20 protein-coding genes are annotated in these 19,874 nt (G+C 72.8%); 18 read left to right on the forward strand and 2 right to left on the reverse strand.

The annotated features are described in order from the left end of the window. Window positions 1-47: 47 nt before the first annotated feature. The 14 genes from dnaJ (at window position 48) to era (ending at window position 13,364) form a co-directional block, all read left to right on the forward strand. Window positions 48-1,187 (forward strand): molecular chaperone DnaJ, encoded by a 1,140-nt coding sequence (gene dnaJ, locus AB0O11_RS27575; RefSeq protein ID WP_363392157.1) that lies wholly within the window; start codon window positions 48-50, stop codon window positions 1,185-1,187. A 78-nt stretch (window positions 1,188-1,265) separates the two neighbouring features. Next, window positions 1,266-2,015 carry a 16S rRNA (uracil(1498)-N(3))-methyltransferase gene (locus AB0O11_RS27580; protein WP_363392158.1) on the forward strand — a complete coding sequence of 250 codons (750 nt, stop codon included), beginning with the start codon at window positions 1,266-1,268 and terminating at the stop codon, window positions 2,013-2,015. Between the two features lie 94 nt (window positions 2,016-2,109). Then, window positions 2,110-5,373 (forward strand): PDZ domain-containing protein, encoded by a 3,264-nt coding sequence (locus AB0O11_RS27585; RefSeq protein ID WP_363392160.1) that lies wholly within the window; start codon window positions 2,110-2,112, stop codon window positions 5,371-5,373. A 141-nt stretch (window positions 5,374-5,514) separates the two neighbouring features. Continuing rightward, the gene (locus AB0O11_RS27590; protein ID WP_363392162.1) at window positions 5,515-6,213 is read left to right on the forward strand and encodes an RDD family protein; all 699 of its coding nucleotides are present in this window, start codon (window positions 5,515-5,517) and stop codon (window positions 6,211-6,213) included. 51 nt (window positions 6,214-6,264) lie between these two features. Continuing rightward, on the forward strand, window positions 6,265-6,618 hold the full coding sequence (locus AB0O11_RS27595) for a histidine triad nucleotide-binding protein (protein ID WP_224279444.1): 354 nt from the start codon (window positions 6,265-6,267) through the stop codon (window positions 6,616-6,618). A 6-nt stretch (window positions 6,619-6,624) separates the two neighbouring features. After that, window positions 6,625-7,548: a ribonuclease Z gene (locus tag AB0O11_RS27600; RefSeq protein ID WP_363392164.1), complete on the forward strand. Its 924-nt coding sequence runs from the start codon at window positions 6,625-6,627 to the stop codon at window positions 7,546-7,548. A gap of 368 nt (window positions 7,549-7,916) precedes the next feature. Next, complete coding sequence (locus AB0O11_RS27605; RefSeq protein ID WP_363392186.1) at window positions 7,917-8,942, forward strand: PhoH family protein; 1,026 nt, start codon at window positions 7,917-7,919, stop codon at window positions 8,940-8,942. A 14-nt stretch (window positions 8,943-8,956) separates the two neighbouring features. Next, window positions 8,957-9,451 (forward strand): rRNA maturation RNase YbeY, encoded by a 495-nt coding sequence (gene ybeY, locus AB0O11_RS27610; protein WP_030061268.1) that lies wholly within the window; start codon window positions 8,957-8,959, stop codon window positions 9,449-9,451. Window positions 9,452-9,470: 19 nt separating this feature from the next. Then, complete coding sequence (locus AB0O11_RS27615) at window positions 9,471-10,796, forward strand: hemolysin family protein (protein WP_363392166.1); 1,326 nt, start codon at window positions 9,471-9,473, stop codon at window positions 10,794-10,796. A 33-nt stretch (window positions 10,797-10,829) separates the two neighbouring features. Continuing rightward, window positions 10,830-11,066, forward strand: a complete 237-nt coding sequence (locus AB0O11_RS27620; RefSeq protein WP_363392167.1) for a hypothetical protein — start codon at window positions 10,830-10,832, stop codon at window positions 11,064-11,066. A 58-nt stretch (window positions 11,067-11,124) separates the two neighbouring features. Then, entirely contained in the window at window positions 11,125-11,679 is a 555-nt protein-coding gene (locus AB0O11_RS27625) for a DUF4383 domain-containing protein (protein WP_363392169.1), read from the forward strand. Between the two features lie 28 nt (window positions 11,680-11,707). Then, entirely contained in the window at window positions 11,708-12,061 is a 354-nt protein-coding gene (locus tag AB0O11_RS27630; RefSeq protein ID WP_189917993.1) for a cytidine deaminase, read from the forward strand. 136 nt (window positions 12,062-12,197) lie between these two features. After that, window positions 12,198-12,365: a hypothetical protein gene (locus AB0O11_RS27635; protein ID WP_363392171.1), complete on the forward strand. Its 168-nt coding sequence runs from the start codon at window positions 12,198-12,200 to the stop codon at window positions 12,363-12,365. Window positions 12,366-12,434: 69 nt separating this feature from the next. Next, the gene (gene era / locus AB0O11_RS27640; RefSeq protein WP_363392172.1) at window positions 12,435-13,364 is read left to right on the forward strand and encodes a GTPase Era; all 930 of its coding nucleotides are present in this window, start codon (window positions 12,435-12,437) and stop codon (window positions 13,362-13,364) included. Between the two features lie 94 nt (window positions 13,365-13,458). On the opposite strand, the gene AB0O11_RS27645 is transcribed toward era, so the two are convergent. Together AB0O11_RS27645 and AB0O11_RS27650 are read right to left on the reverse strand one after the other, a co-directional pair. Next, window positions 13,459-13,725 carry a protealysin inhibitor emfourin gene (locus AB0O11_RS27645; RefSeq protein WP_049651101.1) on the reverse strand — a complete coding sequence of 89 codons (267 nt, stop codon included), beginning with the start codon at window positions 13,723-13,725 and terminating at the stop codon, window positions 13,459-13,461. A 104-nt stretch (window positions 13,726-13,829) separates the two neighbouring features. Further along, window positions 13,830-14,852, reverse strand: coding sequence for a M4 family metallopeptidase (locus AB0O11_RS27650; protein ID WP_363392174.1), 1,023 nt, complete (start codon window positions 14,850-14,852; stop codon window positions 13,830-13,832). A 340-nt stretch (window positions 14,853-15,192) separates the two neighbouring features. Here AB0O11_RS27650 and leuA point away from each other — a divergent pair, with 340 nt between their 5' ends. The 4 genes from leuA (at window position 15,193) to AB0O11_RS27670 (ending at window position 19,728) form a co-directional block, all read left to right on the forward strand. Further along, window positions 15,193-16,989 carry a 2-isopropylmalate synthase gene (gene leuA, locus AB0O11_RS27655; RefSeq protein WP_363392176.1) on the forward strand — a complete coding sequence of 599 codons (1,797 nt, stop codon included), beginning with the start codon at window positions 15,193-15,195 and terminating at the stop codon, window positions 16,987-16,989. Between the two features lie 359 nt (window positions 16,990-17,348). Continuing rightward, entirely contained in the window at window positions 17,349-17,924 is a 576-nt protein-coding gene (locus tag AB0O11_RS27660; RefSeq protein ID WP_363392178.1) for a TerB family tellurite resistance protein, read from the forward strand. Window positions 17,925-18,143: 219 nt separating this feature from the next. Next, window positions 18,144-18,890, forward strand: a complete 747-nt coding sequence (gene recO / locus AB0O11_RS27665; protein ID WP_224279474.1) for a DNA repair protein RecO — start codon at window positions 18,144-18,146, stop codon at window positions 18,888-18,890. A 4-nt stretch (window positions 18,891-18,894) separates the two neighbouring features. Then, window positions 18,895-19,728, forward strand: coding sequence for an isoprenyl transferase (locus tag AB0O11_RS27670; RefSeq protein WP_363392180.1), 834 nt, complete (start codon window positions 18,895-18,897; stop codon window positions 19,726-19,728). Window positions 19,729-19,874: the final 146 nt, after the last annotated feature.

Consider the following 19,874-nt stretch of genomic DNA (forward strand, 5'->3'; position numbering starts at 1 on the left):
GGCGTCCAGTCGCAGCACTACTACAGGCGGAACAAGCGGAGCATTTGGTGGCCACGGACTACTACGCGGTACTCGGCGTCCGACGGGATGCGGGGCAGGACGAGATCAAGAAGGCGTTCCGGCGCCTGGCACGCGAACTGCACCCGGACGTCAACCCGGACCCGAAGACGCAGGAGCGGTTCAAGGAGATCAACGCCGCCTACGAGGTGCTCTCCGACCCGCAGAAGCGTCAGGTCTACGACCTCGGCGGGGACCCGCTCTCCCCGGGCGGCGGCGGTGCGGGTGGCTTCGGCGCCGGCGCGGCGGGCTTCGGCTTCTCCGACATCATGGACGCCTTCTTCGGCGCCGCGGCCGGCCAGCGTGGCCCGCGCTCGCGCACCCGCCGCGGCCAGGACGCCATGATCCGGCTGGAGATCACCCTGGAGGAGGCCGCCTTCGGCACCACCAAGGAGCTCCAGGTCGACACCGCCGTCACCTGCACCACCTGCAACGGCGAGGGTGCGGCCCCCGGCACCTCGGCGCAGACCTGTGACATGTGCCGCGGCAAGGGCGAGGTCTCCCAGGTCACCCGGTCCTTCCTGGGCCAGGTCATGACCTCCCGCCCCTGCCCGCAGTGCCAGGGCTTCGGCACCGTCGTGCCGACCCCGTGCCCGGAGTGCGCCGGCGACGGCCGCGTGCGGGCCCGCCGCACCCTGACCGTCAAGATCCCGGCCGGTGTCGACAACGGCACCCGGATCCAGCTGGCCGGCGAGGGCGAGGTCGGCCCCGGCGGCGGCCCGGCCGGCGACCTGTACGTCGAGATCGCCGAGACCAGCCACACCATCTTCCAGCGGCGCGGGGACGACCTGCACTGCACCGTCACGATCCCGATGACGGCGGCCGCGCTCGGCACCCAGGTGCCGCTGCAGACCCTGGACGGCCTGGAGGAGGTCGACATCCGGCCCGGCACCCAGTCCGGCCAGTCGATCCCGCTGCACGGCCGGGGCATCACCCACCTGCGCGGTGGCGGCCGGGGCGACCTGATAGTGCACGTCGAGGTGAAGACGCCCGGCAAGCTCGACGCCGAGCAGGAGGAGCTGCTGCGCCGCCTCGCGGTGCTGCGCGGCGAGGAGCGGCCGTCCGGCCAGTTCGCGCCGGGCCAGCAGGGCCTCTTCTCCCGGCTGAAGGACGCCTTCAACGGCCGGTAGCAGTCCGCGGAGGGGTGCCGGGGGAAGGCCCCCGGCACCCCTTCCGTGTTTTCGTCCCACTCCTGGAGGTACTCCGTCATGACCGCGCCCGTCTTCGTCGTCGAGACCGAGCGGATCGCCGCCGCCGTGCCCGGGGCCGTGGTGCGCCTGGACGGCCCGGAGGGGCGGCACGCGGCCGCGGTGAAGCGGCTGGAGCCGGGCGAGGCGGTCACCCTGGCGGACGGGCTGGGGCTCGGCGTGGACGGCACGGTCGCCGAGGTGCTCGGCAAGGACGCGATCGACGTGACGGTCGCCGCGGTGCGCCGGGAGCCGGAGCCCGCGCCGCGGATCGTGGTGGTCCAGGCGCTGCCCAAGGGCGACCGCGGCGAGCTGGCCGTGGAGACCATGACCGAGGTCGGCGTGGACGTGGTGATCCCGTGGGCCGCCTCGCGCTGCATCACCCAGTGGAAGGGCGAGCGCGGCGCCAAGGCGCTCGCCAAGTGGCGGGCCACCGCCCGGGAGGCGGGCAAGCAGTCCCGCCGGCTGCGCTTCCCCGAGGTCCGCGAGCCGATGACCACCAGGCAGCTGGCACCGGTGCTGGCACAGGCCGCGTTCGCCGCCGTGCTGCACGAGGAGGGCGCCGAGCCGCTGGCGCACGCCGGGCTGCCGGAGGGCGGCGACCTCGTCCTGGTGGTCGGCCCGGAGGGCGGGGTCTCCCCGGAGGAGCTGGCCGCGTTCGCCGAGGCGGGCGCCAAGCCGTACCGGCTCGGCCCCTCGGTGCTGCGCACCTCCACCGCCGGGGTGGCCGCCGGCGCGCTGCTGCTCGGGCGTACCGGCCGCTGGTCGTGACGGCGGCCGGGCGGCCCCGACCGCCGTCCGCGGGTGGTGCCGGGAGTCTGTGAAAACGGCGCGGATCGTACGCGCACCTGCCTAGGCTGGCCGGGTGACGGACTCCCTGAGCACCTCCCCGAAAACCTCGGCGGGCGCCTACCTGCGCCATCCCCACCTGCACGGCGATCTGGTCGCCTTCGTCGCCGAGGACGACCTCTGGCTCGCCCCGCTGGACGGGAGCCGGGCCTGGCGGCTGACGGCGGACCACCTGCCGGTCCACCACCCGAGGTTCTCCCCGGACGGGCGGCACCTCGCCTTCACCTCCACCCGGGACGGCGCCCCCGAGGTCCACGTGGTGCCGGTGGACGGCGGCCCGTCGCGCCGGCTCACCCACTGGGGCAGCCACCAGACCCGGGTGCTCGGCTGGACGGCCGACGGCCGCCCGATCGCCGTCACCAGCGCCGGCGAGGCCGGTCTGCGCCGCACCTGGGCGCACGCCGTGCCGCTGGACGGCGGCGAGCCGCAGCGGCTGCCGTACGGGCCGGTCGGCGGGCTCGCCTTCGAGCCGGGCGGGGACCGGGTGCTCCTGAACAGCGTCACCGGCCGCGATCCGGCCTGGTGGAAGCGGTACCGGGGCGGGCTGGCCGGCAAGCTGTGGCTCGGCCGGGACGAGTTCGCCCGCGTCCACGCGGAGCTGGACGGGCAGTTGGACTCGCCACTGTGGGTGGCCGGGCAGGGCGGGCAGGGCGGCAGGATCGCCTTCCTGTCCGATCACGAGGGCGTCGGCGAACTGTGGTCCAGCCGCCCGGACGGCACCGACCTGCGCCGCCACACCGCGGACCCGGACGGCTTCTACGCCCGCAACGCCACCACCGACGGCACCCGGGTGGTCTTCCACCGGGCCGGCGACCTCTGGCTGCTGGACGACCTGGAGGGCGCCGAGCCGCGCCGGCTGGACGTCCGGCCGGCCGGCCCGCGGGCCGGGCGCCGCCCCCGCCCCGTGCCCGCCGCGCACTGGCTGGAGTCCGTCGCCCCCGACCGCACCGGCCGGGGCAGTGCCGTGGTGGTGCGCGGCAGCGTGCACTGGCTGACCCACCGCGAGGGCCCGGCCCGGGTGCTGGACGAGACCCCGGGGGTGCGCGGGCGGCTGGCCCGGGTGGTGCCGGGCGAGGACGGCGCCCAGGGCGTGCTGTGGGTGTCCGACGCCGAGGGCGAGGACGCCCTGGAGTACGCCCCCGACCTGCACGGCGCCGAGCGCCGCCGGCTGGCCGCGGGGCAGCTCGGCCGGGTCAACTCGCTGGTGGTCTCCCCGGACGGCAAGCAGGCCGCGCTCGGCGTGCACGACGGCCGGGTGCTGCTGGTCGCGCTGGCCGACGGCGCCGTGCACGAGCTGGACCGCAGCGCCGACGGCGAGCCCGGCGGGCCGGCCTTCAGCCCGGACTCGGCCTGGCTGGCCTGGTCGCGCCCGGTGCGCGGGATGGGGCCGCACTCGTTGCGCCAGATCGTGCTGGCGAACCTGGCCACCCGGACGGTCGGCGAGGTCACCCAGCCGCGTTTCGTGGACACCTCGCCCTCCTTCACCGCGGACGGCCGCTACCTGGCCTTCCTGTCGGTGCGCAACTTCGACCCGGTCTACGACGCGCACGTCTTCGACCTGTCCTTCCCGAACGGCTGCCGCCCCTACCTGGTCACGCTGGCCGCCGACACGCCCTCCCCGTTCGGTCCGCAGCGGGCCGGGCGCCCGCTCGGCGGGGAGGAGGACGAACCGAAGGCCAGGAAGGCGGACGGCGAGGAGGCGTCGGCCGATGCCGCGCCCGTGACCAGGGTGGACCTGGACGGCATCGCCGACCGGATCGTGCCCTTCCCGGTCGAGGGCGGCCGCTTCGAGGAGCTGGCCGCCGCCAAGAACGGCGTGCTCTGGACCAGGGCCCCGCTGATGGGCGAACTCGGTGACGAGGCCGCCTCGTTGGACGACGACCGGCCCCGCCCGGTGCTGGAGCACTTCGACCTGAGGAAGCGCCGGGTCGAGCAGCTGGTGCACGGCCTGGACGACTTCGCGGTCAGCGCGGACGGCACCCGGGTGGCCCTGCTGGACGAGGGCGAGCTGCGGGTCGTCCCGGCCGACCACAAGGGCGGCGAGGACGAGGAGACCACCGTCGACCTCGCCCGGCTGCGGGTGACCGTCGACCCGGCCGCCGAGTGGCGGCAGATGTTCGCCGAGAACGGCCGGCTGATGCGGGACAACTTCTGGCGCCCCGACCTCTCCGGCGTCGACTGGGCCGGGGTGCTGGAGGGCTACCGGCCGCTGGTCGAGCGGGTCGGCTCGCACGACGAACTGGTCGACCTGTTCTGGGAGGTGCACGGCGAACTCGGCACCTCGCACGCCTACGTGGTGCCGTACGGCCGGTACACCGAGCCGGCCCGGCGCCAGGGCCTGCTCGGCGCCGACCTGGTCCGGGACGGCGAGCGGTGGCGGATCGCCCGGATCCTGCCCGGGGAGTCCTCCGACCCCAGGGCCCGCTCGCCGCTGGCCGCGCCCGGCGCCGCGATCCGCCCGGGCGACGCGGTGCTCGCCGTCAACGGCCGCCCGGTGGACCCGGTCGCCGGCCCGGCCCCGCTGCTGGCCGGCACCGCCGGACAGCCGGTCGAGCTGACCGTGGCGGGGAAGGACGGCACCGACCGGCGCCACCCGGTGGTCGTCCCGCTCGCCGACGAGGAGGCGCTGCGCTACCACGACTGGGTGGCCGGGCGGCGGGCCGCGGTGCGCGAGCTGTCCGGCGGGCGGCTGGGCTACCTGCACCTCCCCGACATGCAGACGGCCGGCTGGGCCCAGCTGCACCGCGACCTGAGCAGCGAGATGGCCAGGGAGGGCCTGGTCGTCGACGTCCGGGGGAACCGGGGCGGCCACACCTCGCAGCTGGTGATCGAGAAGCTGGCCCGCCGGATCATCGGCTGGGACGTCATCCGGGACACCGACCACCCGGTGCCCTACCCGGCGGACGCCCCGCGAGGCCCGGTGGTCGCGCTCGCCGACGAGTTCACCGGCTCGGACGGCGACGTGGTCAACGCCGCCGTCCAGGCGCTCGGGATCGGCCCGGTGGTCGGCACCCGCACCTGGGGCGGGGTGATCGGCATCGACAGCCGCTACCGGCTGGTCGACGGCACCCTGGTCACCCAGCCCAAGTACGCGCTCTGGATGGAGAACTACGGCTGGGGCCTGGAGAACCACGGCGTCGACCCGGACGTCGAGGTGCCGTTCGCCCCGCACCACTGGGCGGCCGGCGAGGACCCGCAGCTGGCCGAGGGCGTGCGGCTCGCCCTGGCGAAGCTCGCCGAGACCCCGGCCCGTACGGCGCCGCCGCTGCCCTGGGCGTAGCGGGGCCCGGCCTCCGGAGCGGGAAGCCCGAGCAGGGCGTCCGGAGCAGGAAGTCGGCCCGTCCGACCTCCTGCTCCGGAGTACGGGGGCGTGGGTAGGATGCGGGGCTGTTTCTTGATCCACAGCTCACGGGGGAACCAGATGGCGCAGGGCTACCCGCCGCCGCAGTACGGCCAGAATCCTTACGCGCAGCAGCCGCAGCCGTACCCGCCGGCACAGCCGTACCCGCCGGCACCGCAGCCGCAGCCGTACGCGCCGGCACAGCCGTACCCGCCGCAGGGCTACGCACCGCCGCAGGCACACGCACCGCAGGGGTACGCGCAGCCGTACCCGCCCCCCTACCCGCAGCCGGAGCAGCCGCGGCGGGCGCTGCCGCCCTGCCCCAAGGAGGCGGGCGGCGGCCGGCGGTTCCTGGCGATCGTGCTGGACTGGCTGTTCGCGATCGGCCTCGGCTTCGTCGCCGCCAACGCCGCGAGCCGCCCGAAGGCCGGGCACGTGGCTGGCCACGCCGTGCAGAGCGGCGGGCCGGCGGTGCCCTACTTCGTGGCGCTGCTGGTGGTCGGCCTCGCCGCGTCCTTCCTCAACCAGGTGGTGCTCGCCCGGCTGACCGGCTTCAGCGTGGGCAAGGGGATCATGGCGATGCGGGTGGTGCGCCGCAAGGGCGTGATGCGGCCGAACACGTGGCGGCTCACCAGGCGCTGGCTGATCGGTTTCGTCGTCCTCGCGGTCGCCCTCCTCACCGAGGACTTCGACACGGACGAAGGGGACGTCGTCGGCATGCGCGCGGTGCGCTGGAAGCACCTCCAGGAGTACCAGCAGGCCGTCACCCCGCTCGGCTAGGCTGCGCCCGTACGGCCCCACCACCCACGTACCGATTCCGAGGAGAGAGCCATGGCCGGCGAGCCGCAGCCCGACTGCCTGTTCTGCAAGATCGTGGCGGGCGAGATCCCGGCGACCGTGGTGCGCAAGACCGAGCGCACCCTCGCCTTCCGCGACATCGCCCCCAAGGCGCCCGTGCACGTCCTGGTGATCCCGCACGTGCACTACCCGAACGCGGCCGCGCTGGCCGCCGCCGAGCCGGAGATCGCCGGCGAGCTGCTCGCCGAGGCGGGCGCGGTGGCCAGGGACGAGGGCATCGAGGACTACCGGCTGATCTTCAACACCGGTGCGGGCGCCGGGCAGACCGTCTTCCACGCGCACGTCCACGTGCTCGGCGGCATGTCGATGACCGAGCGCATGGTCTGACCGCACGTGTCCCAGCGCGAACTCGTCGTCCTCGGCACCGCCAGCCAGGTGCCCACCCGGCACCGCAACCACAACGGCTACCTGCTGCGCTGGGACGGCGAGGGCCTGCTGTTCGACCCCGGCGAGGGCACCCAGCGCCAGATGCTGCACGCCGGGGTCACGGCCACCCAGATCACCCGGATCGCGGTCACCCACTTCCACGGTGACCACTGCCTGGGCCTCGCCGGGGTGATCCAGCGGATCAACCTCGACCGCGTCCCGCACCCGGTCGACGTCTACTTCCCGGCCTCCGGCGAGGTCTACTTCGAGCGGCTGCGGCACTCGACCGCCTACCACGAGACCGCCGTGCTGCGGCCCCGGCCGATCGACGAGCCCGGGCCGCTGCCCGCACCCGGCGCCCGCTTCGCGCTGGACGCCGTCCGGCTGGACCACCCGGTGGAGTCCTTCGGCTACCGGCTGTCCGAGCCCGACGGCCGCCGGCTGGTGCCGGAGCGGCTCGCCGCGCTCGGCGTGCGCGGGCCGGCGGTGGGCCGGCTCCAGCACGAGGGCGCGATCGAGGTGGACGGCCGCACCGTCACCCTGGGCGAGGTCAGCGAGCCGCGGCCGGGCCAGAAGTTCGCCTTCGTGATGGACACCCGGCTGTGCGAGGGCGTGCACCGGCTCGCCGAGGGCACCGACCTGCTGGTGGTCGAGGCGACCTTCACCGACGCCGACGCCCGCCTCGCCGAGGAGCACGGCCACCTCACCGCCGGACAGGCCGCCAAGGTCGCCGCCGAGGCCGGGGCGCGCACCCTGGTGCTGACCCACTTCTCCCAGCGCTACCCGGACCTCGGCCAGCACCTGGCCGACGCCCGCAAGCACTTCGACGGGGAGTTGGTGCTGGCCGCCGACCTCGACCGGGTGCCCGTCCCGGCCCGCCGCCCGTCGTGAACGCCTTGCACGCCTTGCACGCCTTGCACGCCGTGAGCGCCGCGGGTGCCGGGAAGAGCAGGCGCGCCGGAAGCGCTGTGAACGTCGTGAATGTCGTGAACGGCGGGAAAAAGGGCTCGCGTCGGCCCCCGAACTGCCGCAGCATCATCGGGTGCGGCCCCGCCGCCCGCCACGGCGATCACGCTCGCGGCGTACCCTGGTGCCCCGGAGACACCGAGCGGCACCCGACACCACGGATGGGATGAGGCAGGCCCCAGCGCCGACCTATGAGTGACACATCGCAGACCCGTACCAACGGACAGTCGCGCCCCGAACCGGCCGACGACGGCCGCGTCAGCGCCCGGATCGTCATCCCCGAGAAGCACCCGATGGTCACCCTGCTCGGCACCGCGGACTCGCTGCTGCGCGTGATCGAGCAGGGCTTCCCCGCCGCCGACATCCACGTGCGCGGCAACGAGGTGACCGCCACCGGAGTCCGGGCCGAGGTCGCCCTCGTGCAGCGGCTCTTCAACGAGATGATGCTGGTGCTGCGCACCGGCCAGCCCCTGACGGAGGACTCCGTGGAGCGCTCCATCGCCATGCTCCGCAGCCAGGACCCGGACAGCCCGGCGCCCTCCCAGGTGTTCACCGCGAACATCCTGTCCAACCGGGGTCGCACGATCCGCCCGAAGACCCTCAACCAGCAGCGCTACGTCGAGGCGATCGACAGGCACACGATCGTCTTCGGCCTCGGCCCGGCCGGCACCGGCAAGACCTACCTGGCGATGGCCAAGGCCGTCCAGGCCCTCCAGGCCAAGGAGGTCAACCGGATCATCCTGACCCGCCCGGCGGTCGAGGCGGGGGAGCGGCTGGGCTTCCTGCCCGGCACCCTCTACGAGAAGATCGACCCGTACCTGCGCCCGCTGTACGACGCGCTGCACGACATGATGGACCCGGACTCCATCCCGCGCCTGATGGCGGCGGGCACCATCGAGGTCGCCCCGCTCGCGTACATGCGCGGCCGCACCCTCAACGACGCCTTCATCATCCTCGACGAGGCCCAGAACACCTCGCCCGAGCAGATGAAGATGTTCCTCACCCGCCTCGGGTTCAACTCCCGGGTGGTGGTCACCGGCGACACCAGCCAGATCGACCTCCCGGGCGGCACCCGCAGCGGCCTCAAGGTCGTCCAGGAGATCCTGGCCGACGTGCCCGACATCCACTTCTCCGTCCTCACCAGCACCGACGTGGTCCGCCACAAGCTGGTCGGCCGGATCGTGGACGCCTACGAGCGCTGGGACGCCCGCCAGGAGGCCGACGAGGTCGCCCCGGCGGCCCGCAAGCCCGCCCAGCGGCGCCCCGGCAAGGCCTCCGCGCTCCGCGCACCCCGACAGTCCCATCGCACCGAAAGCTGAGCACACAGCCCGTCATGTCGATCGACATCGCCAACGAGTCCGGTTGGGACGCCGACGAGGAAGCCATCCTCGACGTCGCCCGCTTCGCACTGGACAAGATGCGGATCCACCCGCAGTCCGAACTGTCCGTGATCCTGGTGGACGGTGCGGCGATGGAGGAGCTGCACATCCAGTGGATGGACCTCCCGGGGCCCACCGACGTGATGTCCTTCCCGATGGACGAGCTGCGGCCCGGCAAGGAGGGCGAGGAGCTGCCGCAGGGCCTGCTCGGCGACATCGTGCTCTGCCCCGAGGTCGCCGAGCAGCAGGGCAAGGCGGCCCCCTCCAAGCACTCGATGGACGAGGAGCTGCAACTGCTCACCGTGCACGGCGTGCTGCACGTCCTCGGCTACGACCACGAGGAGCCGGAGGAAGAGGAGGAGATGTTCGCCCTCCAGAAGCGCATCCTGGACGACTGGCGGGCGGGCCGCGGCCTCGGCGGCATCTCCCCGGCCCCCACCACCCACTGAGCGCGGAGCCCGAACCCCTGTGAGTGGTGAGAGTACGAGCTTCATCCTCGGTGCCGTGCTGCTCGTCGTGCTCGGCTGGCTGGCCGCGTGCGCCGAGGCGGGCATCTCCCGGGTCTCCCGGTTCCGGGCGGAGGAGGCGGTGCGCAGCGGACGGCGCGGCTCCGCGCGGCTGCTGACCGTCGCCTCCGACCCGATCCGCTACCTCAACCTGGCCACCCTGATCCGGGTGGCCAGCGAGATGGCGGCGGCCGTCCTGGTCACCGTGGTGTGCGTGCGCAACGTCAGCCCGACCTGGCAGGCCGTGCTGCTGGCGTTCGGCGTGATGGTGCTGGTGTCCTTCGTCGCGATGGGGGTCTCGCCGCGCACGATCGGGCGCCAGCACCCGCTCACCACCGCGACCGCGGCGTCCTTCGTGCTGCTGCCGCTGGCCGCGGTGCTGGGTCCGATCCCGCGGCTGCTGATCCTGCTCGGCAACGCGCTGACCCCGGGCAAGGGCTACCGGGAGGGCCCGTTCGCCTCCGAGGCGGAGCTGCGGGCCCTGGTGGACCTCGCCGAGAAGGACGACCTGATCGAGGACGAGGAGCGCCGGATGGTGCACTCGGTCTTCGAGCTGGGCGACACCATCGTGCGCGAGGTGATGGTGCCGCGCACCGACCTGGTGATGATCGAGCGGCACAAGACCGTCCGGCAGGCGCTCACCCTGGCGCTGCGTTCGGGCTTCTCGCGCATCCCGGTGGTCGGCGACAACGAGGACGACGTGGTCGGCATCGTCTACCTCAAGGACCTGGTGCGGCGCACCCACATCAACCGGGAGGCGGAGTCCGAGGAGGTCGGCGCGGTGATGCGCCCGGCCGTCTTCGTCCCGGACTCCAAGCCGGCCGGCGACCTGCTGCGCGAGATGCAGCAGCGCCGTTCGCACGTGGCGATCGTGATCGACGAGTACGGCGGCACGGCCGGCCTGGTCACCATCGAGGACATCCTGGAGGAGATCGTCGGCGAGATCACCGACGAGTACGACCGGGAGATCGCCCCGGTGGAGGACCTCGGCGACGGCTCGTACCGGATCACCGCCCGGCTGCTGGTGGAGGACCTGGGCGAGCTGTTCGGCATCGAGCTGGAGGACGAGGACGTCGAGACCGTCGGCGGCCTGCTGGCCAAGCACCTGGGCCGGGTCCCGATCCCCGGCTCCTCCTGCGAGATCCCGCTGCCGGAGCCGCAGGACACCGGGCTGACCGGGATCCTGCTGACCGCCGAGTCCTCGGCGGGGCGGCGCAACCGGATCGGCTCGATGGTCGCCTCGCCCGTGCGCAAGGCGGCCGGGGCCGAGGAGGCGGCGGGCGAGTAGCGGGTCGGGGGCCGCCGCGCGACCATGGAGGGCATGACGCACAAACTCCGGGCGGAGTACGGCCCGCAGGGGGCGGCCGGCGGGGTCAAGTCCTGGCACGTGGTGCGGGACGAGGACCTGTCGACGGCGCTCTGCGGCCGCACCATGCCCGACGACGCCGAGACGCGGCCCGAGGAGGAGTGGGGCACGGGGCTGCGCTGCTGCCAGCAGTGCGGCTCGCTCTACATGCACGAGGTGCCGCACATGCAGGGGAGCCATCCCTACAGCTAGGCACGTCCTCAGCACGCCCGAGGCACCGCCTGACCATGGCCGAGCTCTGGAGGTCGCCATGACGCTGCAAGACAAACTGCTGCCGACCGTCGACAAACGGCTCGCCATGGTGTGGCGGGTCGGGGCGGGGGCCGGGGGGATCTTCCTGATCGTGTTCGGGTCCCTGGGGCTGGCCGACCACCCCGGCTTCCTGGCCACCCACGGCGACCGGATCGCCGGACTGTCGACCAACGGGGCGCTGAGCATCCTGTCCATCGTGGCGGGCGCGGTCCTGCTGCTCGGGGCGGTGGTCGGCGGGAACTTCGCGTCCAACCTCAACCTGGTGGTGGGCCTGCTGTTCGTGCTGTCCGGCTTCTACGGGCTGGCGGTGCTCGGGCGGCCGGAGGCGAACATCCTCAACTTCCGGATGTCGAACGTGCTGTTCGCGTTCCTCTTCGGGATCGTCGTGACCACTTTCGGGATGTACGGCCGGGTGAGCAGCCACCTGCCGCACGACAACCCGTTCTGGCGGGACCGGGTCTCGCGCGAGGAGGGGCTGCCGTCCGGTGCCGCGAAGACCTTCGTCAAAGTCGTCAACCCGAACCCGGGGCGGACCCACCCGGTCGGCCACTGACCCCTGACCGGTGCCTATGCTCGGCGGCATGAGTGACATCGTCGAGCTCGACCCCGAAGACAAGAAGATCATCACCCTGGCCCGCTCGGCCCGCGCCCGCAACGGCGTCGCCGAGGGGGCCGCGGTGCGTGACGAGACCGGACGCACCTACGTGGCCGGGACGGTCGCGCTGGAGTCGCTGCGGCTGAGCGCCCTCCAGACGGCGGTGGCGATGGCGGTGGCCAGCGGCGCGAGGTCGCTGGAGGCGGCCGCCGTGGTGAGCGAGGCGGAGCAGCCGGCCGAGGCGGACCTGGCGGCCGTGCGGGACCTGGGCGGAGCCGGGACGCCGGTGCTGCTGGCCGGGCCGGACGGGGCGCTGCGGGTGGCCGCCGAGGCGCGCTGAGGCCCGTCGAGGGTCCTGTGCGGGGCAGCCGGGGGCCCGTGGCGGGCCTTCGGCGACCGTGCCGGGCGGCGTGGTCTCCACCCATGTCAGGCAGATAATCTCACCGGGGGAGTGGACTCGGTGAGGGGGCTGGGGCATGGGGGCGGTGGCGTTCTTCGCCGGGTTGCTGCTGTTCGTGATGGGGCTGGGCAAGTGGCAGGAGACCGGGTCGGAGCTCTGGCTGTTCGGCTCGCTCGGATTCCTGCTGGTGCTGGTGGTGGTCTCGCTGATCCCCACCGGCGGCAAGGGCGGGAAGAAGGGCTGAGCGACCCGTGAGCACCCCGGGGGTGGGGCCCGGACGGCGGGGCTCCGGTGATCAGGGAGAATGGAGTCCATGAATGCCCCTTCCTCCTCGTACCGCTCCGGGTTCGCGTGCTTCGTCGGCCGGCCCAACGCGGGCAAGTCGACCCTGACCAACGCCCTGGTGGGGACGAAGGTCGCGATCACCTCCGACCGCCCGCAGACCACCCGGCACACCGTGCGCGGCATCGTGCACCGCCCGGACGCCCAGCTCGTGCTGGTCGACACCCCCGGTCTGCACAAGCCGCGCACCCTGCTCGGCGAACGCCTCAACGACCTGGTCCGCACCACCTGGGCCGAGGTCGACGTGATCGGCTTCTGCCTGCCCGCCGACCAGAAGATCGGTCCCGGCGACAAGTTCATCGCCAAGGAGATCGCCGGGATCAAGAAGACCCCGAAGGTCGCCATCGTCACCAAGACCGACCTGGTCGACTCCAAGCGGCTGGCCGAGCAGCTGATCGCCATCCAGCAGCTCGGTGTCGAGCTGGGCTTCGAGTGGGCCGAGATCATCCCGGTCTCCGCCGTGGGCGACAAGCAGGTGGAACTGGTCGCCGACCTGCTCACCAAGCTGCTGCCGGAGGGCGACCAGCTCTACCCGGACGGCGACCTCACCGACGAGCCCGAGCAGATCATGGTCGCCGAGCTGATCCGCGAGGCCGCGCTGGAGGGCGTGCGCGACGAACTGCCGCACTCGCTGGCCGTGGTGGTCGAGGAGATGCTGCCGCGCGAGGGCCGCCCGGCGGACCGCCCGCTGCTGGACATCCACGCCAACGTCTACATCGAGCGGCAGAGCCAGAAGGCGATCGTGATCGGCGCCAAGGGCGCGCGGCTCAAGCACGTGGGCACTACTGCCCGCAAGCACATCGAGGCGCTGCTCGGCACGCCGGTCTACCTGGACCTGCACGTCAAGGTCGCCAAGGACTGGCAGCGCGACCCCAAGCAGCTGCGCAAGCTGGGCTTCTGAACCGGGGCTCCTGATAGGGGAGTTCACCCCGGCGGGAATGCCGGGGCCCGGCCGGGCGTGCCTGCGGACCCGGTAGAGGTCCGCAGGCCACGCCCTAAGCGCCCTCGCGCAGCACCAGGGAGACCAGCTCGCGCTGGGAGTCGGTGAGCTTCGGGTCGGCGCAGTACACCGACCGGCCGTCGACGGTGATCTCGTAGTGGAAGCCGTCCGGCACCCCGTACGAGGGTGCGCGCAGCCCGCCCGCGACGGCCTCGCGGGCGAGTGCGTGCACGTGCGGGGCGTCCGTGCGGTCGGCGGTGTCGATCTCCGCCTGGCGGACGATCCCCGCGAAGCCGCCGGTCCGGGTCACCTGGATGCGCATGGTGTCCATGGTGCTACGCAGGGAGGGGTTTTGCCGGGCTTTTCCCGGACCGTGACCTTAAGCCCGCCTCAACCCGGTCTCAACCACCCTTCAGGGGCGCTCCGTCACCCCGGGCTGACCCCGACCTGCGCCCAGGAGGCGGTGACGGTGTCCACGACCGACCCGTCGTCGGGGTAGCGGGCCTTGGCGGCGGCCACGGTGGCCCGGGCGAAGGCGGTGAAGTCGGCGTCGGCGGGCAGCGTGCGCCCGGTCAGCGCGTCGTACCAGATCCGCCCCGCGCGCTCCCAGGCCGAGCCGCCGAGCGCGGTGGCCAGCAGGTAGAACGCGTGGTTGGGGATGCCGGAGTTGATGTGCACCCCGCCGTTGTCCTGGGAGGTGTTCACGTAGTCCCGCATGTGCGCGGGCTGCGGGTCCTTGCCGAGCTGCGGGTCGTCGTAGGCGGTGCCGGGGGCCTTCATCGAGCGCAGCGCCACGCCGTGGACGCCCGGGGCGAGCAGCCCGGCGCCGATCAGCCAGTCGGCGTCGGCGGCGCTCTGGTGCAGCGAGTACTGCTTGACCAGCGAGCCGAAGACGTCGGAGACCGACTCGTTGAGCGCACCGGGCTGGTCCTGGTACTCCAGCCCGGCGGTGAACTGGGTGACGCCGTGGGTGAGTTCGTGGCCGATGACGTCGATGCAGGCGGTGAAGTCGCCGAACACCACGTTGTCACCGTCGCCGAACACCATCTGCTGGCCGTTCCAGAAGGCGTTGTCGTAGTTGCGGCCGTAGTGGACGCTGGCGTCCAGCCGCAGGTTCCGGTCGTCGATCGAGTGGCGGCCGAAGACGTCGGCGTAGAGCGCGAAGGTGGCGCCGAGGCCGTCGTAGGCGTGGTTGACGGAGCTGTCGGAGGACGCGCCCGCGCCTTCGGTGCGCACGGAGCGGCCGGGCAGCCGCTGGGCGTGGCCGGCGTCGTAGATGACCCGGTTGAGGCCCGGGGCGCCGGCGACGGCCGGGGGCGGGGAGAGGCGGGCCGCGCGGTGCGCGGCGTCGAGGGCCAGGGAGCGGACGGCGGGCTCGTGACCGGCCTCGGCGAGGCGGTCCAGGACGTACGGCGGGACGATCGTGCAGATCGGTACGGCTGCAGTCATGTGGCCCAGGGTGAGGCTTCGATGACCGGTTGTCACCACCTTTGACATGACCGGCCGGCGTCTCAAGGAGTGGAACGGAAGCCCGGATCACTTCGGGGGCGCGCGGTGCTGGGTTACGCTGGGGCCATCATGCGCAACGGGCTGCTTCTTCTTAGCTGCCGCGTCGAGGGCCTGTAGTCCACTGGGGCCGGCACCCTCGCCGCGGGGTACGAGCTGTGCGCGATCGGCGATCCGACGGTGTATCGCCAGCGGCAGCAGAGGCCGGCCAGTCGGTGTTGACCAGGTGTTCACCACCCCCGACCCGCCCGCACCACGCATCACAGGAAGCCGAGTCACCTCCATGACCGAGCAGAACTCCGCCGCGCCCTTCCCCGCCGGCCGTCCCTTCGTCGACCGCCCGACCCCGATCACCGCCGCCTCGGTGCGCCAGCGGCCCTCGGGCATGCGGTACGGGCGCTACCTGCCCTTCGGCACCGTCGACCTGCCCGACCGCACCTGGCCGGGCACGGTGATCACCAAGGCGCCGCGCTGGCTCTCCACCGACCTGCGGGACGGCAACCAGGCGCTGATCGACCCGATGTCGCCCGCCCGCAAGCGCATGATGTTCGACCTGCTGGTGAAGATGGGCTACAAGGAGATCGAGGTCGGCTTCCCCTCCTCCGGGGCCACCGACCACGCCTTCGTGCGGTCGCTGATCGAGGAGGGGGCGATCCCCGAGGACGTCACCATCTCGGTGCTGACGCAGGCCCGCGAGGAGCTGATCGAGAAGACCGTCGAGTCGCTGGTCGGCGCCCCGCGGGCGACCGTCCACCTGTACAACGCGACCGCGCCGCTGTTCCGCCGGGTGGTGTTCCGCAACGACAGGGCGGCCACCAAGGCGATCGCCACCGAGGGCACCCGGCTGGTGATGGAGTACGCGGAGAAGCTGCTGGGCGGGGACACCGTCTTCGGCTACCAGTACTCGCCGGAGATCTTCGTCGACACCGAGCTGGACTTCGCGCTGGAGGTCTGCGAGGCGGTCATGGACGTCTGGCAGCCGGGCGAGGGTCGCGAGATCATCCTGAACCTGCCCGCCACCGTCGAGCGGGCCACCCCGAACGTCCAGGCCGACCAGTTCGAGTGGATGTCGCGCCACCTGTCCCGGCGCGAGTTCGTCTGCCTGTCGGTGCACCCGCACAACGACCGCGGCACCGCCGTCGCCTCCGCCGAGCTGTCCTACATGGCGGGTGCCGACCGCATCGAGGGCTGCCTGTTCGGCCAGGGCGAGCGGACCGGCAACGTCGACCTGGTGACGCTGGGGATGAACCTGTTCTCGCAGGGCATCGACCCGCAGATCGACTTCTCCGACATCGACGAGGTGCGCCGCACCGCCGAGTACTGCAACCAGATGGAGGTGCACCCGCGCCACCCGTACGCCGGCGACCTGGTGTACACCTCCTTCTCGGGCTCGCACCAGGACGCCATCAAGAAGGGCTTCGACGTCCTGGAGGCGGACGCCGCGGCCGCGGGCGTGCCGGTGGGCGAGCACACCTGGGGCGTGCCGTACCTGCCGATCGACCCGAAGGACGTCGGCCGCACCTACGAGGCGGTCATCCGGGTCAACAGCCAGTCCGGCAAGGGCGGCGTGGCGTACGTGCTGAAGAACGACCACAAGCTGGACCTGCCGCGCCGGATGCAGATCGAGTTCTCCCGGATCATCCAGGCCAAGACCGACGCCGAGGGCGGCGAGGTCAGCCCGGCCGAGATCTGGCGGGTCTTCGAGGACGAGTACCTGCCGACCACCGACAACCCGTGGGGCCGGATCTCGCTGAGCGGTTCGCGCACCCTGACCACCGAGGACGGCCGGGACGCGCTGACCGCCGAGGCCCTGGTGGACGGCGTCGCGGTGACCCTGACCGGTGCCGGCAACGGCCCGGTCTCGGCCTTCGCCGACGCGCTGGCCCGGATCGGCGTGGACGTGCGCGTCCTGGACTACGCCGAGCACGCGCTGAGCGAGGGCGGCGACGCCCAGGCCGCCGCGTACGTGGAGTGCGCAGTGGACGGCAAGGTGCTGTGGGGCGTGGGCATCGACGGCAACACCGTGCTGGCCTCGCTGAAGGCCATGATCAGCGCCGTCAACCGCTCGCAGCGCGGCTAATTCGAACGGGTGGTGCACGAAGGGCCGTCCCGCGGGGCGGCCCTTCGCCGTCCCCGCGGGGCGTTGTGGCCTGCGCCACATTTTTTCGAATCGGAAGCCGTTCGAGGTACTGACACGTGCCGGTAACCGTGGCAACATCGATCCACCGGAAAGCCGGGTCGGTGGGACGGCCTCGGTGTCCGGTCGCGTGACCTGCCCATTGTCGAGCAGGCCGCCTGCCATGTCTGGGGAGTGGCGCCGTGACCAGGTTGTGGGGTGTTCGCCCGCGATGGCGGACTGACGTTCTCGGTGACTTCTTCTGCCCGGGCTGTGGCGGGGACCGCAACTACCGCCGGCAGCACGGCCGGCGGTGGCTGCGGTTGCTGGGGACCCCGGTGGTCCCGCTCGGCCCGGTGATCGGCAGCGTGCAGTGCACCAGCTGCCACGGCCGGTACGGGGTCGAGAGCCTGGAGCAGCCCACCTGCGTGCGCCTCGGCGCGATGCTGCGAGACGCCCAGTACACCATCGCGCTGGCCCTGCTCGCGGCCGGCGGCACCGCCCACCCGGCGGCCCGCGACGCGGCCTGCGCGGCGGTGCGCGAGGCCGGGTTCGAGGACTGCGGCGAGGCCCAGGTGCTGGCGGCGCTCGCCGCGCTCTCCGGGCTCGGCGGCGAGCTCTACGACGCCCACGAACCGGGGACACCTCCCAGCCGGAGGCTGGGGGAGTTCGGCGGCCTGGCCGTCGAACTGCACGCGGTGCTCGAACCGCTCACCCCGCACCTGGCCCACCACGGCCGCGAGCGGCTGCTGCTGCAGGGCGCGGCGATCGCGCTCGCGGACGGGCGCTACCTGCCGCAGGAGCGCGAGGCGCTGACCGCGGTCGGGCGCTGCCTGGACCTGCCGCAGTCCCGGGTCGGAGCGCTGCTGGAGGCGGCGACCAGGGCGCCGTACAAGTAGCGCCGCTCGCTGCTCGCCCGGCGGCGCCGACCGCACCTCCGAAGATCCGAAGACCACCTCCGAATCCCCCACAACGGGCCCGGCCTCCCCACCCCGGGCCCGCCGTGACCCGCACCGCAGTGGTCCTCCCCCACGGCCGCCGGTGCGGGCAACACGGCTGTCCGGCGCCCGGCGAGGACGGCCGTCCGGCGCCGGGGCGGGTGGGGGAGAATGGTCCCCATGAGTCTTTTCCGGGACGACGGCGTCGTGCTGCGGGCGCAGAAGCTCGGCGAGGCCGATCGGATCATCACCCTGCTGACCCGCCAGCACGGCAAGGTGCGGGCGGTCGCGCGCGGGGTGCGGAAGACGAAGTCCAAGTTCGGCGCCCGACTGGAGCCGTTCTCGCACGTGGACGTGCAGTTCTTCAGCCGGGGGAGTGAGCTGGTCGGCCGCGGCTTGCCGCTCTGCACCCAGGTGGAGACCATCGCGCCGTACGGCGGTTCGATCGTCACCGACTACGGCCGCTACACGGCCGGCACCGCGATGCTGGAGACCGCCGAGCGGTTCGCCGAGAACGAGGGCGAGCCGGCCGTCCAGCAGTACCTGCTGCTGGTGGGCGGGCTGCGCACGCTGGCGGCCGGGCTGCACGAATCGCACCTGGTGCTGGACGCCTTCCTGCTGCGCTCGCTCGCGGTGAACGGGTACGGCGCGAGCTTCACCGACTGCGCCAAATGCGGCCTGGAGGGGCCGAACCGATTCTTCTCCCTCCCTGCGGGCGGGGTGCTCTGCGGGGACTGCCGAGTGCCCGGATGTGCCGTACCCTCCCCTGAGACACTGGTACTGCTCGGGGCGCTGCTGTCAGGGGACTGGCAGACGGCCGACGCCTGCGAGCCGCGGTACTGGCGGGAGGGCAGCGGCCTGGTCGCGGCCTATCTGCAGTGGCACCTGGAGCGGGGCATCCGCTCGATGAGATACGTGGAGAAGTGAGCACATGGCAGCGCGACGGCTCTTCGGCGGCGGCAAGCAGAGGACGTACGTCCCCCCGACCCCGCACCCCAGCGGCGCACAGCCCCCGAAGATCCCCGGCGAGCTGGTGCCCGGCCACGTCGCCATCGTGATGGACGGCAACGGCCGTTGGGCCAAGGAGCGCGGGCTGCCCCGCACCGAGGGCCACAAGGTCGGCGAGTCCGTGGTGCTGGACGTCCTCAAGGGCGCCATCGAGCTCGGGGTCAAGAACATCTCGCTGTACGCGTTCTCCACCGAGAACTGGAAGCGCTCGCCCGACGAGGTGAAGTTCCTGATGAACTTCAACCGGGACGTCATCGCCCGCCGCCGCGACGAGATGGACGCGATGGGCGTGCGGATCCGCTGGGCGGGCCGGATGCCCAAGCTGTGGAAGAGCGTCGTCCAGGAGCTCCAGGTCGCCGAGCAGCAGACCAAGGACAACGACGCCGTCACGCTCTACATGTGCGTCAACTACGGCGGCCGGGCCGAACTCGCCGACGCGGCGCAGGCGATCGCCCGGGACGTCGCGGCCGGGAAGCTCGACCCGAAGAAGGTCAACGAGAAGACCCTCGCCAGGTACATGTACCACCCGGACATGCCGGACGTGGACCTGTTCCTGCGCCCCAGCGGTGAGCAGCGCACGTCCAACTTCCTGCTCTGGCAGTCGGCTTACGCCGAGTTCGTGTTCCAGGACGTGCTCTGGCCGGACTTCGACCGCCGCGACCTGTGGCGGGCCTGCGAGCAGTTCGCGATGCGCGACCGGCGCTTCGGCGGGGCGATCCCGAACGAGGTCGGCGCGCCGGTGCCGTTCCAGCGCTGAGACCGTCCGCGCGGACGACGGAAAGGACCCACCGGGAGCCGCCCGGTGGGTCCTTTAACGGGGGCCCCCCCGGCCGAAGGCCGAGTGGGGCCCACCCCGCCGGGGCCCCAGATAACCACCGGGGGCGCGGAGGAGCGGGAGCCCGG

The organism is Kitasatospora sp. NPDC093102 (genome assembly GCF_040683915.1).
GTDB lineage: Bacteria > Actinomycetota > Actinomycetes > Streptomycetales > Streptomycetaceae > Kitasatospora.